This is a genomic window from Bordetella genomosp. 11 (assembly GCF_002261215.1).
Taxonomy (GTDB): Bacteria; Pseudomonadota; Gammaproteobacteria; order Burkholderiales; family Burkholderiaceae_B; genus Bordetella_C.
This window is the reverse complement of record NZ_NEVS01000004.1, coordinates 1134686-1149102: the sequence shown is the minus strand read 5'-3', so window position 1 is coordinate 1149102 and position 14417 is coordinate 1134686. Positions and strand designations below refer to the sequence as shown.

15 protein-coding genes are annotated in these 14417 nt (G+C 65.0%); 7 read left to right on the top strand and 8 right to left on the bottom strand.

Translation table 11 applies throughout. The annotated features are described in order from the left end of the window. Positions 1–169 precede the first annotated feature (169 nt). From CAL28_RS12770 to fliR, 7 genes are read left to right on the top strand one after another with little or no spacing between them, the layout of a single operon-like run. On the top strand, positions 170–763 hold the full coding sequence (locus CAL28_RS12770; protein ID WP_094841734.1) for a flagellar basal body-associated FliL family protein: 594 nt from the start codon (positions 170–172) through the stop codon (positions 761–763). A 2-nt stretch (positions 764–765) separates the two neighbouring features. Further along, on the top strand, positions 766–1773 hold the full coding sequence (gene fliM / locus CAL28_RS12765) for a flagellar motor switch protein FliM (RefSeq protein WP_094841733.1): 1008 nt from the start codon (positions 766–768) through the stop codon (positions 1771–1773). After that, entirely contained in the window at positions 1766–2302 is a 537-nt protein-coding gene (gene fliN, locus CAL28_RS12760; RefSeq protein ID WP_094841732.1) for a flagellar motor switch protein FliN, read from the top strand. The genes fliM and fliN overlap by 8 nt, the downstream gene beginning before the upstream one ends. 7 nt (positions 2303–2309) lie before the next feature. Continuing rightward, positions 2310–2729, top strand: a complete 420-nt coding sequence (gene fliO / locus CAL28_RS12755; RefSeq protein ID WP_094841731.1) for a flagellar biosynthetic protein FliO — start codon at positions 2310–2312, stop codon at positions 2727–2729. A gap of 17 nt (positions 2730–2746) precedes the next feature. Then, positions 2747–3535 (top strand): flagellar type III secretion system pore protein FliP, encoded by a 789-nt coding sequence (gene fliP, locus CAL28_RS12750; protein WP_094841730.1) that lies wholly within the window; start codon positions 2747–2749, stop codon positions 3533–3535. Between the two features lie 14 nt (positions 3536–3549). Further along, the gene (gene fliQ / locus CAL28_RS12745) at positions 3550–3819 is read left to right on the top strand and encodes a flagellar biosynthesis protein FliQ (RefSeq protein WP_094841729.1); all 270 of its coding nucleotides are present in this window, start codon (positions 3550–3552) and stop codon (positions 3817–3819) included. A gap of 22 nt (positions 3820–3841) precedes the next feature. Beyond that, the gene (gene fliR / locus CAL28_RS12740; RefSeq protein ID WP_094841728.1) at positions 3842–4630 is read left to right on the top strand and encodes a flagellar biosynthetic protein FliR; all 789 of its coding nucleotides are present in this window, start codon (positions 3842–3844) and stop codon (positions 4628–4630) included. A gap of 229 nt (positions 4631–4859) precedes the next feature. Here fliR and CAL28_RS12735 read toward each other — a convergent pair whose 3' ends face one another. The 8 genes from CAL28_RS12735 to CAL28_RS12700 form a co-directional block, all read right to left on the bottom strand. Further along, positions 4860–6482, bottom strand: coding sequence for a methyl-accepting chemotaxis protein (locus tag CAL28_RS12735; protein ID WP_094841727.1), 1623 nt, complete (start codon positions 6480–6482; stop codon positions 4860–4862). Between the two features lie 60 nt (positions 6483–6542). Continuing rightward, positions 6543–7787 (bottom strand): flagellar hook-associated protein FlgL, encoded by a 1245-nt coding sequence (flgL, locus tag CAL28_RS12730; RefSeq protein WP_369597669.1) that lies wholly within the window; start codon positions 7785–7787, stop codon positions 6543–6545. A gap of 47 nt (positions 7788–7834) precedes the next feature. Then, positions 7835–9493, bottom strand: coding sequence for a flagellar hook-associated protein FlgK (gene flgK / locus CAL28_RS12725; protein WP_094841726.1), 1659 nt, complete (start codon positions 9491–9493; stop codon positions 7835–7837). Between the two features lie 115 nt (positions 9494–9608). Continuing rightward, positions 9609–10655 (bottom strand): flagellar assembly peptidoglycan hydrolase FlgJ, encoded by a 1047-nt coding sequence (gene flgJ, locus CAL28_RS12720; RefSeq protein ID WP_094841725.1) that lies wholly within the window; start codon positions 10653–10655, stop codon positions 9609–9611. Positions 10656–10658: 3 nt separating this feature from the next. Then, positions 10659–11795, bottom strand: coding sequence for a flagellar basal body P-ring protein FlgI (locus tag CAL28_RS12715; RefSeq protein WP_094841724.1), 1137 nt, complete (start codon positions 11793–11795; stop codon positions 10659–10661). Between the two features lie 210 nt (positions 11796–12005). Further along, positions 12006–12677, bottom strand: a complete 672-nt coding sequence (locus CAL28_RS12710; RefSeq protein WP_254926107.1) for a flagellar basal body L-ring protein FlgH — start codon at positions 12675–12677, stop codon at positions 12006–12008. A gap of 110 nt (positions 12678–12787) precedes the next feature. Continuing rightward, the gene (flgG, locus tag CAL28_RS12705; RefSeq protein ID WP_094841722.1) at positions 12788–13573 is read right to left on the bottom strand and encodes a flagellar basal-body rod protein FlgG; all 786 of its coding nucleotides are present in this window, start codon (positions 13571–13573) and stop codon (positions 12788–12790) included. 60 nt (positions 13574–13633) lie between these two features. Beyond that, positions 13634–14392 (bottom strand): flagellar basal body rod protein FlgF, encoded by a 759-nt coding sequence (locus tag CAL28_RS12700; protein WP_094841721.1) that lies wholly within the window; start codon positions 14390–14392, stop codon positions 13634–13636. Positions 14393–14417 lie beyond the last annotated feature (25 nt).

The following is a 14417-nucleotide window of genomic DNA, read 5'->3' as shown; positions in this document are numbered from 1 at the left end:
GGGCATCACGCGCCGGGCGCCGCGCGACGCCCACGGGAGGCTTCCCAGCAATAGGCGGAGATACCCAGTTTTCGCCCTGTTTTTCCCTTACGTCCTGGCCTCACAAGTCAGGCAAAATGCACTCGGATAATCGATATCCGTTTTCCCGGTAAATCAACCACCATCAAAGATGGCGACATCCAAAACCCCCACCCTGCCGTCGCGTAGTACCCTGCCGATGCGCAACAGCGGCTCGTCGCGGTTCCTGCGCCCGATCATCGGCCTGCTGGTACTCCTGATCGTCGCCGCCGCCAGTGTCGCCACGACCTGGATGATTACCACCCGTTCACAACGCAGCGCGGCCAACTCCGCCGTGCAGATCAACGTCGGGCAGCCGCAACAGGCGACGCCGGCGGGCGCGACGCCGACCACCTTCGTCGCGCCGCCGCAAACGCCGCAAGCGGTGCCCGCCCCCATCTTCATCCCCATCACGCCCTTTACCGTGACGCTGCAGAGCGCCGACCGCGAACGCCTGGTCCATATCGCCATGACGCTGCGCGTGTCCGACGAACAGTCGCGCCAGCGTATCGAGAAATACATGCCGGAAGTGCGCAGCCGCGTCCTCATGCTGCTGTCGGCGCAGACGCCCGAGAGCGTGCAAAGCCCGCAGGGCAAGGTCGACCTGGCCAACGCGGTGATGAAGGTCGTCAACCGGCCTTTCGCCCCCCTGCCCGATGGACAGTTCGTCACCGACGTCCTGTTCACCGAATTCGTGGTGCAATAAGCATGGCATACGAGGCGTTCCTATCGCAGGACGAAGTAGACGCCCTGCTGGCGGGCGTCACCGGCGAAAGCGACGGCAAGGAAACCAGTCAGGAAAGCCAGGACGGCGTACGCGCCTACGACCTGAGCTCGCCCGAACGCGTCGTGCGCCGGCGCATGCAGACGCTCGAACTGATCAACGAGCGTTTCGCGCGCCACATGCGCAACGTGCTGTTGAACTTCATGCGCCGCAACGCCGACATCACCGTCGGGTCGATCCGCATCCTGAAGTACTCGGATTTCGAGCGCAACCTGCCCGTGCCCAGCAATCTGAACATGGTGCAGATGAAGCCGCTGCGCGGCACGGCCCTGTTCAGCTACGACCCCAACCTGGTCTTCCTGGTCATCGACAGTTTGTTCGGCGGCGATGGCCGCTACCATACCCGCGTCGAGGGCCGTGACTTCACCACCACGGAACAACGCATCATCCGGCGCCTGCTGAACCTGACGCTGGAAAGCTACGGCAAGTCCTGGGAAGCGGTCTATCCGATCGAGTTCGAGTACGTGCGCTCGGAAATGCACACGAAGTTCGCCAGCATCACCGGCTCGAACGAAATCGTCGTGGTAACGCCCTTCCACATCGAGTTCGGTGCCACGGGCGGCGACCTGAACATCTGCCTGCCCTACTCCATGATCGAGCCGGTGCGGGACATCCTGACCCGCCCTCTGCAGGAAACCACGCTCGAAGCGGTGGACCAGCGCTGGGCCCGCCAGTTGTCGCGCCAGATCCGCAGCGCCGATGTGGAACTGATCGCCGAATTCGCGCGCATCCCGTCGTCGATACGCGAATTGATGAAGATGAAGGTCGGCGACGTGCTGCCGGTCGAAGTGCCGGAAACCGTCGTGGCCCACGTGGACGCCGTGCCCGTCATGGAATGCGGATACGGCGTGTTTAACAACCAGTACGCATTGCGCGTACAGAAACTGCTTACCCCTGTGGATCCCGAGAACGAGGCCCCCGACCATGACTGATCAGAACGCCGAGCGGCCCGATCAAAGCAAGCCCGGCGCGGCCAGCGCCAGCGACGACTGGGCCGACGCCCTGGCCGAACAGTCGCGCGCCGCGCCGCCCACCCAGGCCGACGGCCTGAAACCCGCCGACGATTGGGCGGACGCCCTGGCCGAGCAGACCGCCGCTTCGACGCCCGCCGCCGCCGCGCCGGCCCCTTCGGCCGCCAAGCCTGCCGCCGCGTCGGTTTTCAAGCCGCTGTCCGGCTCCAGCGAGAAGTCGACCGCCGACATCGACCTGATCATGGACGTGCCGGTGCAACTGACGGTCGAATTGGGCCGCACCCGGCTGACCATCAAGAACCTGCTGCAACTGGGACAGGGATCGGTGGTCGAGCTCGACGGCCTGGCGGGCGAACCGATGGACATTTTCGTCAACGGCTACCTGATCGCCCAGGGCGAAGTCGTCGTCGTGGACGACAAATACGGCATCCGCCTGACCGACATCATCACGCCGGCCGAGCGCATCAACCGACTCAACGGCCGGCGCTGAAACCGCCATGGCCGACGCCGCTTCCTTCCGTGTCATCCTGGGCCTGGCCGTCGTCGTCGCGGCGATCCTCGCCTGCGGCTGGCTCGCGCGCCGCGCGGGCCTGGCCGGGCGCGCGGCCGGCGGCACGATGCGCATCGTCGATAGCCTGAACCTGGGACCGCGCCAGCGCATCGTGCTGGTGGAAGTGGCGGACACCTGGGTGGTGGTCGGCGTGACCGCGGGCCAGATGAATCCCTTGCACACGCTTCCCGCCGGCGCGACCGTGCCGGCGCCCCAGGCGCCCACCGCGCTGGTGGCCTCTTTCCTGGCGCGCCGCAGCGGCAAGACCGCCGGCACCGCGCCCGGACGCACCGAAACGACGCCACCCGGATTGCCGGAGGACGCGTCCTTCGCCAGCAAACTCGGCCAGGCGCTGCGTCGGGGCTGATACGGCTGGATGTCCCCATGACACGTTTATTACGCGCGCGGTTCGGCGAAGCAGGCGCCATACGCCATGTGCTGACGGTCCTCGCACTGCTCGCCCTGGCCTGCCTGCCCCTGGCGGCGTCGGCGCAGGCCACCCTGCCGGCGCTGACCGCGACACCCGGCCCGAACGGCAGCGAAACGTATTCGCTCAGCGTGCAAACGCTGCTGATGCTGACATCGCTGACCTTCATCCCGGCCGCGCTGCTGATGATGACGGGCTTTACCCGCATCATCATCGTGCTCAGCCTGATGCGCAACGCGCTCGGCACGCAGACCACGCCGCCCAACCTGGTCCTGGTGGGATTGGCCCTGTTCCTGACGGCCTACACGATGTCGCCGGTATTCGACCAGATCTACAAGGACGCGTACCAGCCGCTGTCCAATGGCGCGATTTCGTTCGAGACCGCCATCGACCGGGGCTCGCAGCCGCTGCGTACCTTCATGATGCACCAGACCCGCGAAACGGATCTCTCGTTGTTCGCCAACCTGACCAACCAGCCGCCGCTGGATGATCCGTCGGCGGTACCGATGAAGATCCTGGTGCCGGCCTTCATCACCAGCGAGCTTAAGACGGCGTTCCAGATCGGCTTCACCATCTTCATTCCCTTTCTGATCATCGATATGGTCGTGGCCAGCGTCCTGATGGGCCTGGGCATGATGATGGTGCCGCCGATTTCGGTCTCGCTGCCGTTCAAGCTGATGTTGTTCGTGCTGGCCGACGGCTGGCACATGCTGCTGGGGTCGCTGGCCCGCAGCTTCTACCAGTAACCGGAGGCCATGGCATGGATGCCGAAACCGTAATGACGATGACCTACCAGGCCATGCGCATGATCCTGATCGTGGCCGGGCCCCTGCTGCTGGTCACGCTGCTGGTCGGCCTGTTGATCAGCGTGTTCCAGGCGGCCACGCAGATCAACGAGATGACGCTGTCCTTCATCCCCAAGCTGGTGGCCGTTGCCGCCACGCTGGTCCTGCTGGGCCCCTGGCTGATCGGCATGATGACCGACTACATCCGCCAGATCATGAACCAGATTCCCAACCTGGTATCCTGACCCGCACCCGGTCCGCCCCGCCATGATCAACTTTACGCTGGATCAGTGGTACGGATGGATCAACACATTCCTGTGGCCCTTCGCGCGCCTGCTGGCATTGATCGGGGTCGCGCCGCTGCTCGGCGAAACGTCCGCGCCGCGCACCACCAAGATCGGGCTGGCCGCGGTGCTGGCGGTGGTGATCACACCGTCGCTGCCGCCGATGCCGGCCGTGCCGCCAGGATCGCTGGCGGGACTGTGGATCCTGGCGCAGCAGATTTTCATCGGGATTGCCATGGGCTTCTGCATGCGCATCTGCTTCGCGGCCGTGCAGACGGCCGGCGATTTCATCGGCCTGCAGATGGGCCTGTCGCTGGCAACCATCTTCGACCCCACGACGCAGGCCAATACCGAAGTCCTGGCGCGCCTTTTCAACATCCTGGCGATGTTGATCTTCTTGAGCGTGAACGGGCATCTGATGATGCTCGCCATGCTGATCAAGACCTTCACCATCCTGCCGATCGGTACGCCGTCGCTCAACCCCGAAGGCTGGGCCGTACTGGCGCAGCTGGGCAGCAAGGTCTTTTCGTCGGGCCTGCTGCTGGCCCTGCCCCTGATCGCCGCATTGCTGGTGATCCAGCTGGCCATGGGCATCCTGAACCGCGCCGCGCCGCAGCTCTCCGTGTTCGCGGTCGGTTTCCCCATCACCCTTATCTCCGGCGTGATCCTGCTTGCGGTTGCACTGCCGCAAAGCACGGGATTCCTGGCCGCGCTGTTCCAGGAAGGCGTGAACGTCATGGAGCGGGTAGCGGGATTGCTGGCCGGGACCTAGTATCGCCGGCCACGGCAGGGCACGGCCGGCGGCAGGCGCTGCCGGCGCGAGCATAGCGCGATCCAAACGAGCGGAAGACCCCCGGCCACGAAGACCGGGGCCGGGCAATCCGTGGAGATCCGCGCGAACAGCTGGAATGCGGGGCGCCGATCGGTGGCAATCGTGCGTGGCACGCATCCAAAGAAAAGGGCGGCCTCGAGGCCGCCCTTGCATATCGCGTACCGGTGTATCAGTGGCTGACCAAGGGTTGCGCGAACGCCGGGCCGCCCGCCAGCTGCTGCGCCGACACGTCGATGACCTGGCCTTCGTTGATCTTGAAGACGGCCACCGCTTCGGCCAGGCGTTGCGCCTGTTCCTGCAGAGAACCAGCCGCCGCGGCCGCCTCTTCCACCAGCGCCGCGTTCTGCTGCGTGACTTCGTCCATCTGCGACACCGCGCGGTTGACCTGGTCGATGCCGCTGGATTGCTCCTCCGACGCCGCCGAGATCTCGCCCATGATGTCCGTCACCCGCTTCACCGACGCGACGATTTCCTGCATCGTCGCGCCAGCCCGCTCGACCTGCTGCGAACCCGCGCCCACCTTGGTCACCGAGTCCTCGATCAGCGCCTTGATTTCCTTGGCCGCCTGCGCGCTGCGCTGCGCCAACGAGCGCACTTCGCCCGCCACCACCGCGAAGCCCTTGCCCTGCTCGCCCGCCCGCGCCGCTTCCACCGCCGCGTTCAGCGCCAGGATGTTGGTCTGGAAGGCGATGCCGTCGATCACGCTGACGATCTCGGAGATCTTGCGCGAGCTACCGGAAATCTCCTGCATGGTGTTCACCACTTCGGCCACCGCGGAACCGCCGCGCTCGGCCACGTCCGAGGCACTCGCCGCCAGCTGATTGGCCTGGCGGGCGTTATCGGCGTTCTGCTTCACCGTCGAGGCCAGTTCCTCCATCGACGCCGCGGTTTCTTCCAGGGACGAAGCCTGCTGTTCGGTGCGGCTGGACAGGTCCGTGTTGCCCGCGGAAATCTCGCGCGAACCGACGTTGATTTCGTCCACGCCGCGACGTACCGTGGCCACCGTGCGTGTCAGGCTTTCCTGCATACGCTTGATCGCGGTGAAAAGCATGCCGATTTCGTTGGCGGTACGTACTTCGATGTGCTGGCTCAGATCTCCGCCGGCGATCCGGTCGAAATGCTGGCCAGCCTCGCGCAGCGGGCGCAGCACCATGCGGCTCAGCACCATCCAGCAGGCCACCGTCAGCACGAGCGCGAATAGCACCATGACGACCGTCACCGTGCGCGCCAGCGAGAAGTCCCTGTGGCCGGCGGCGACCATGTCGTCCGTCGACTTGTCCAGGTGGGTCAGCATGACCTGCACGGACTTGTCCAGCGTCTGGTTGACCGAGGAGGATGCCTTGGAGGAAGACAGATACGCATCGATCTGCTTCGAGCGAAGCGCATTGATCTGGTCGTCGATCAGGCCGGCGTAGGTCTTGTAATTGGCCATGATGGCCGACGCCATCTCCACCGTGTCCGGCAGCTTCGGCGATTGGGCGAACAGGGCCATGCGCTTGTCGGCATCCGCCTTGAAGCCGGCGGCCCGGTTGACCTGGTTCATGGCATCGTCCGCGCGGTTGCCCTGCATCATTTCGTGGGCATTGTTCAGGACCTGGCGCGCGCGCAGCACCTGGGCATAAGAGGCATACAGATTGACGACCTGGTCGCTGTAGATGGTATTGACCTGGTCGAGCTTGCTATTGCTGGAGTTCAAGCCCAGCCACGAGACGGCGTTCGAAGCCAGCATTGCCGCCAGATATAGACCCAGCAGCACGATGATCGACGTGCGGACTTTCAAATTGGTAAACATATCGTTATCTATCCAGCAAACCGTCGTTTCTTCGTTGGAAACACATATTGAGTTGGTGCACTATTTATTCATGCTGAACAGCGAGGTGCCCTTGACCGCGCTGAACGCCGACATCGATGCCTGCAGCGACAGTTGGCGCATGCTCATCTTCGAAATCACATCGTAGTAGTTGATCTGGGTCAGATCGGTCAGCGTCTGGTTGTCGGTCAAGCTGCGTTGGGTGCCCGTCGTATCCAGCGCATCCAGTTCATTCTGGCGGGCCCCCACGGAGGCCTGGACCGTCGACACGTTGTCCAGGTTGATCGACAGGGACTTATTGGCGGTCGCCAGCAGGTTCACCAGCTTGGATTGTGCCGCCTGGTCGTTCTGCGCCGGATCCTTCAGCGCGGTGATAAGCGACCCCAGCGTGGCGAACATGTCCACGTTGGAGGTCTGGGCCGTATTGATCGTGAAGCTGTCGCCGTCCGCGGGATCGCCGTTGACCACCATGGTCACGCCGCCTCCCGTATCGATCGCATCACCCGGGTTGAAGGCGGCCGGGGCGCTGGTCGTGGTCGTGCCGGTCGACGCGTCGGTCGTCGTGACCGTATAGGTGACGGCGCCGGTCGTCGGGTCCTTGGCGAAATCGATCTGGAAGTTATTTCCCGAGCCGCCGCCGGGGGCGATACTCGGCGCGGCGAACGTCGCCGTACCGGCGTTCGCCGCGCCCGCGGACGCGATATACGTCGTCGTGCCGGGCGATACGCGGTTGAAGATGTCCGAGCCGACGTCGGACACGTTCATCTGACGGCTTTGCTCTACCTGTACCAGCCGCTGGCCGCTATTGCCGTTATAGGTGATCGCGCCGGTGACCGGGTCCTTCACATAGGCGGCGGCATTGCCGGCGGTGCCCGAGAACAGGTACTGGCCGTTGCCATCCGTGGTATTGGCCAGGGCGAACAAGGCATCGCGCGATTGCTCCAGCACCGTGGCCAGCGTGTTGCGGTCCTGATCGGCCAGCGTGCCGTTGCCCGCCTGCACCACGCGCGTCAGCACGTCGGTCAGCGTCGACACCACGGTGGACAAGGTGTTGGACTCGTTGCCCAGCGAACGATTGGCGGCGTCGCGATTGCTGCCGTACGTCTGCGTGATGTTCAAGTTCTGGTAGGCCGTGATCGCCTGCCCTGCTGCCAGCGGGTTGTCGGAAGGTGTCACCACGCTGCGGCCCGAACTGAGCTGCTGCTGCAGGTAATTGACGTCCGACTCGTTCTTCAGAATGCCGTTCAGGCCACTCTGGTAGATCGTGGAGGTGCTCAGGCGGATCATGCTGTGTTACTCCGGATGACGCTTAATCTTGAAACGGATGAACATGCTTACTTCAGGCCCAGCAAGGCATCGAACACCGTACTGGCGACATCGATGATCTTGGCGGCCGCCTGGTACTGCTCCTGGTACTGCGAAAGATTCACGTACTCTTCGTTCAGGTTCACGCCGGAAACCGAAGCGTTATTCGCCGTGCGCTGGGACACCACCGCGCTCTGCGCCTTGTCGTTGGCCTTGGCATCGGCCGTCTGCTGGCCGACGTTGTTGACGATCTGCGAGAACAGATCGGTCACGCTGAGCGAATTGCCCGACAGGTTGCGCGTGGTCTGCAGTTGCGCCAGCGCCAGGGCGTTGTCGCCGTTGGCGGAGCCTGGATTGGTCGTGCTGGACGCCGCGATCCTCGACGGGTCGGTAATCGCCATGCCCAGGTCGCGCGCGGCGTTGCGGGTCGGCTGCAGCGTCCAGGTGTCGCCGGCCGCCGGCGTGCCGGCGATGTTCACCGTCAGTCCGTCGAAAGCCAGCGACGTGGGCGGCGTGCCCGTCGGCGTGGCGGTCACGGCGGTGTTGTCCGACAGCCGCGTCACCGTGTAGTTCGTGCCGTCGAAGGTGATCTTGTAATCGCTGGCCGTCAGCTGGCTGGCGTCGGTGTAGTCCGCCGTCAGCGAGCCCGAGCCGGTGTTCTTGGCGCCCGTCAGGGCCGTGGGCGACGCCAGCGAAAAGAAATCGCCGCCCGCGTTGCCCTGCAGGTCTATCCCCTGCTGGTGCAGCGTGTTGAACGTCACGGCCAGCCCCGCGGCCATCTGGCCCAGCTGGTTCTGGAACACATCCAGGGCCTTCGTGCGGAACTGCAGCAGGCCGCCCAGCGTGCCGTTGGTCAGCTTGGCGTCGCTCAGCTCGACCGGCGTGGTCGCGCCGTTCGGTCCGGACGGCAGGTTGTACGCGACAACGGTGCGCGAGGGATCGGCCGCCGAGGGCACGGCCTGCAGCGAGTAGACCGTGTTGCCCGACAACAGCGCCTGCCCCGATTCCAGCGAAATATTGACCGTGTCGCCCTGGGTCGTGTAACGGATGCCCACCGTCTGCGACAGTTGCGATAGCAACTGGTCGCGTTGGTCCAGCAGGTCGTTGGGAGCATTGCCGTTGCCCTGGCCACGGGCGATGACGATCTCCTGGTTCAACTTGTTGATCTGGTTCAGGTAGCCGTTGACGGAATTGACCGCCTGGCTGATCTGCTGGTTCACGCCGTCACGCTGGGTCTGCAGGTCCTGGTAGGCGGAATTGATTTGCGACACCAGGGCCTGGCCTTTGCCGATCAGATCCTGGCGCGTCGCCGCGTCGGCCGGATTGCTGGCCACGGCATTCACGCTGGCGAAGAAATCCGCCAGGGCGGGCGAAATGCCCACCGTTTCGTTGCCCATCATGTTGTCGATCTGACTCACCTGGTCCAGGTAGGTCGAATACGACGAACTGGAGCTCTGCGACCCCACCAACTGCTTGTAGAGAAAGCTGTCGTATTGGCGCTGGACCGTATCGACCTGCACGCCGCGCCCATAAAAGCCCGCCGCCGTCGCCGTCGCGCCGGCCGTCGACGTCAGGACGCGCTGGCGGTTATAGCCGTCGGTCGTGGAGTTGTCGATGTTATGGCCGGTGGTGGTTAACCCCGCTTGCGCCGCGTTCAGACCGCTCAGGCCCAGGCTGTACAAACTCATGGTGGGGATGCCTCTCGATTAACCGTGTTCAAACGTCTGGATATTGGCTTAACGGCAAAGGTCGACGAAACTTAATGAAATCCAAGGTGATATCCGGGCGCATCGCCGCCCGGCCCTAGGGATCCCCCGCGCCTTCGAAGTCCGTCCCCGATAGCTCCGCCTGGCCGCCGAAGGAAGTGCCGTCCGGCGCCCTGCCGCGGGCCGCCGCACCCTGCAGCTGACCCATGACGCCGATCAGCTTGTCGGCATAGCGCGGATCGGTGGCATAGCCGGCCGCCTGGATGCGGCGCGCCGCATCGATCTCGTCGCGGGCGTCGGCCACCGCGTCGTATCGGGGATTGCTGCCGACCAGGCGGGCGTAATCGGCGAAGGACTCCTGATAGGAGTTATAGGCCCGGAAAGCCTGCACGACCTTGCGGGGCGAGCCGTTCTCGTATTCGGTGGTCAGCACATTGACCGTCTTGCCCTTCCAGCTATCGCCGGCCTTGATGCCGAACAGGTTGTAGCTGGTGCGGCCGTCGGGATAGCGGATCTCGCGCTGCCCCCAGCCGGACTCCAGGGCGGCCTGCCCCAGGATCAGCCGGGCCGGCACGCCGCTCTGGCGTTCCGCGGCCTTGGCGGCGGGGGCCATCTGCGCCACGAAGTCCACCACGTGGTCGGGCGCGCCTTCGGAGGCGGCAAGGGCGCGGTCCGAGGCCCCGCCCCGGCGCAACACCCGCAGCAGCGCCGCGACTTCGGGGTTCGACGAACCGGACGAGACCGTGCGCGCGGCCAGGTCCAGCGGCTTCATCGCCTGCCCGCCATCCTGCGCGCCATCCTGGGTGCCATCCCCGCCGGCCGGCTGGTTCGCCTGCATCTGCTTCAACAGGGATTGCGCCAGCCCGATGCCGGGATTCGCCAGTTGCAGGGCCAACTGCTCGTCCGCCATCGACTGCACCATCTGCGACTCGTTCGAATCGAACAGGCCGCTTTTCATAGTGGCCTGCCGCATCTGCTTGAGCAGCATCTGGATATATACGGCCTCGAACTGGCGCGCGACCTCGGCCTGTTTCTCCGCCGAGGCCGGCTGGCTCGTCACGTCGTGATGCAGGCTGGACAGCGAGCCGAAATCGAAAATCGAAGGCTGGCCGGCGCCCGTGGTAAGGGATGAGCCCAGAGCCATGGCTTAGATGATCTCCAGCTCGGCGCGCAGCGCGCCGGCGGTCTGCATGGCCTGGAGGATGGCCAGCAGATCCTGCGGCGTCGCGCCCAGCGCATTCAGCGCGCGGACCACATCGGCCAGGTTGGCGCTGGTGCGCACGTGCTGCAGCGAACCGTTTTCCTGGCGGACGTCGATCTGGGTATTCGGCACCACCACCGTCTGGCCGCCACCGAACGGCGTGTTCGGCTGCGACACGGCGTTGGTCTGGTTCACCACCACCGACAGGTTCCCGTGGGCGACGGCGGATTCCTCGAGCATGACGGTGCGGTTCATGACCACGGAACCGGTACGGGCATTGACGATGACCTTGGCGGAGGCCGGCGCCCGCGTGACCTGCAGGTTCTCCAATTGCGAAATGAAGGCTGCCTGGGCGGCGGGATCGGTCGGCGCCTGTACCCGCACCGTCCTGCCGTCGATGACCTGGGAGACCGCGCCGCCGAAATGCCGGTTCAAGGCCGTGACGACGTTCTGCGCCGTGCCGAAATCCAGTTCGTTCAATTCCAGGAACAGGTTGCCGTTGCGCGCGAAGGTCGTCGGCACGCCGCGCTCGACCACGGCGCCATTGCTGATCCGGCCGCCGTTCAGCTGGTTGATCTGTACGCTGGAGCCTCCCGCGGAAGCGCCCGCGCCGCCGACCAGGATGTTGCCCTGGGCCAGCGCGTAGACCTGTCCGTCCGCGCCTTTCATCGGGGTCAGCAGCAGGGTGCCCCCGCGCAGGCTCTTGGCATTGCCCATGGACGACACGACAACATCGAGGGTCTGCCCCGGCCGCGAAAAGGCCGGCAGGTTCATGGTAACCATGACCGCCGCGACGTTCTTCAACTGCATATTGCTGTTGTTGGGCATGGTCACGCCCAACTGCGACAGCATGTTGGTGACGCTTTGCTGCGTGAACGGCGCCTGGCGTACCTGGTCGCCGGTGCCGTCCAGGCCCACGACCAGGCCATAGCCGATCAGCTGGTTGCCACGCACGCCCTGGATGGAGGCCAGATCCTTCAGGCGCTCCGCATGCGCGGCGCCGGCCGTTGCCACCAGCACGACCGCCAGCAGCACGCCCGCCAGGCGGCGGATCGGGATCAAATAGGCTGTGAGATACGTCATATTGGCATGGCTCCCCACGCGCCGCACAACCGGGATGCCCCGATCGGCAAGCGCGCAGCACTTCGGGGCTGGCTCCCCATCACGGCACCCGCGTCGCAAGAAACAGGTATGGCCAGACCGGGGACGCCGCGGATCCGGCTCCGCCGGTCCGCCAGCGTCGCCCCCTTGAGGGGGAAGCGCGCAGCGCTTCGGGGGTGGGCTTCAGTCATATCAGAACGGATTGGCGATCAGGAAAAAGCGCTGCAGCCAGCCCATCGTCTGGACCTCGTCCATCACGCCCTTGCTGCGGTATTCGATGCGCGCATCGGCGACCTGGGTGGAGGACACGGTATTCGCGCCCGTCACGGAACGCGGGTCCACCACGCCGGAAAAGCGGATGTATTCGCTGCCCCGGTTGATGGCGATCTGTTTTTCCCCCGCGACCTGCAGGTTGCCGTTGGGCAGCACGCCGACCACGGTGGTCGTCAGGACACCCGTGAACGTGTTGTTGGCGGTACTGTCGCCAGCGCCCTTGTTGACGTTGGAACCCGACGTATTGGTGTCCAGCTTGGCATTGAACCAGCTGCTCATGAACCCGGGCGACGCCGCGATGGAATTGTCGGTGCTGGACGTGCGGGTGGTATTGGTGGCCACGTTCTTGGCGGCGGCGGTCCTTTCCTCCAGCATGACGGTTACCACGTCCCCCACGTTGCGCGGACGGCGATCCTCGAACAGCGGATAGTTCCCATAGACCGTCGGCTGGTAGATGGACCCATCCGGTGCCGGCGTCGGGACCGGCGGCGGGGGCGGCACGGCGGTGGTCGGGCCCAGCACGACCGGTTCGGGCGGCACCAGCGCACAGCCGGCCACGCCGGTCAGCAGAACCAGCAGGCAAGCCCCCACGCCGCACCAGCGAATCGGGCTGCCCCCAACCGAGGGGGCCCTTTTTGCCCCGGGACGGCCCGGCGACAAAAAGCCACGAAGAAAACGCGCCGCGCGCATGGCTAGTCTCATCAAAGCTGGGTCAGGCGGGCGAGCATCTGGTCGGATGTTTCGACCGCCTTGCTGTTCATTTCGTAGGCGCGCTGGGTGGTGATCATATTCACCAGCTCCTCGGCAACATTGACGTTCGAGGTCTCGACGTACTGCTGCAGGATGCTGCCCAGGCCGTCGACCGTCGGCTGGCCGATATTCGGCGCGCCGGATGCATCCGTTTCCAGGTAAAGGTTATCGCCGATTGCCTGCAAACCGTTGGGATTGATGAAATTGGCCAACTGCAATTGGCCGATCTGCACATTGGTGCCAGGTGCGGCCGGCTGGGTGACGGACACGGTGCCGTCCTTGCCGATGGTCAGGGACAAGGCATTGTTGGGCACGTTGATGGGCGGCTGGATGACCAGGCCGCCGGCGGTGGTCAGCTGTCCGTTCTGGTCCACTTGCAATGCGCCGTCGCGAGTGTAGGCGTCGGTGCCGTCCGGCAATTGCACGTTAAGGAAACCCTGGCCCTGGATGGCGATATCCATCGGGTCGCTGGTGTTGGTCAGGTTGCCTTCCGTATGCAGGCGCTCGGTGGCCGCCACGCGGGTACCGGTACCCAGTTGCAGGCCGGAGGGCAGCTGGTTGGCGTCGCCGACCTGGGCGCCGGGCTGGCGCAGGGTCTGGTACATCAGATCCTGGAACACGGCGCGGCCACGCTTGAAGCCGTTGGTATTGACGTTGGCCAGGTTGTTGGAAATGACGTCCAGCGAAGTCTGCTGCCCTTCCAGGCCGGTCTTGGCGATCCAGAGCGAACGTAGCATGGTGTTTAAGGCTCCTGGGTGCGCGGCGCGGCCGCGTCACGATGTATGCGTACTGGGAAATCAACCCACCGAAAGCAAGGAGTTGGCCTTGTCTTCGTTGGTCTGTGCGTCGCGGATGACCTGCATCTGCATTTCAAAACGGCGCGAATTTTCGATCATGCCGACCATGGACGACGCGGCGTTGGCATTGCTGCCCTCCAGCACGCCGGGCATGACGCGCAGCGTCGGGTCGGCCGGCATCGGCGGCGCCGGCTGGCCGTTGGCGGCGACCCGGCGAAAGACGCCGTCGTCGCCATGCACCAAAGAGGCCAGCGGCGGACTGACCAGCTTGATCGTCCCCAGGTTCAGAATGGTGTTGGGCGGATCGCCCGCGCCGATGGCGGTGATCGTGCCGTCCGTGGCGATGGTCAGCGTCGCGTTGGGCGGCACATCGATGGGACCGTTCTGGTTCGACAGCACAGGCATGCCCTGCGCGGTTTGCAGCAGGCCGTTGACGCCCACCTGCAGGTCGCCCGCGCGGGTATAGGCTTCGCCCTGCGGCGTCTGCACCGCGATCCAGCCGTCTCCCGTAACGGCCACATCCAGATCGCGTCCGGTCGCATCCATCACGCCGGGCGTGAAATCGTTGCGCGGCGTGGCGGCGACCGTCGAAACCCGGGTCGGCAGGCTGGTCCCGTCGTTGACGGGCACGGAGCGGTACATCGACATCTGCGCCCGGAAACCGGGCGTATTGACGTTCGCCATGTTGTTGGTCAGAACGGCCTGCTGTTCGTTGATCCGGACAGCGCCGTTCATCGCGGTGTAAATGACTCGGTCCATGCGCTCTTATCCTGCCTGGGCTTCG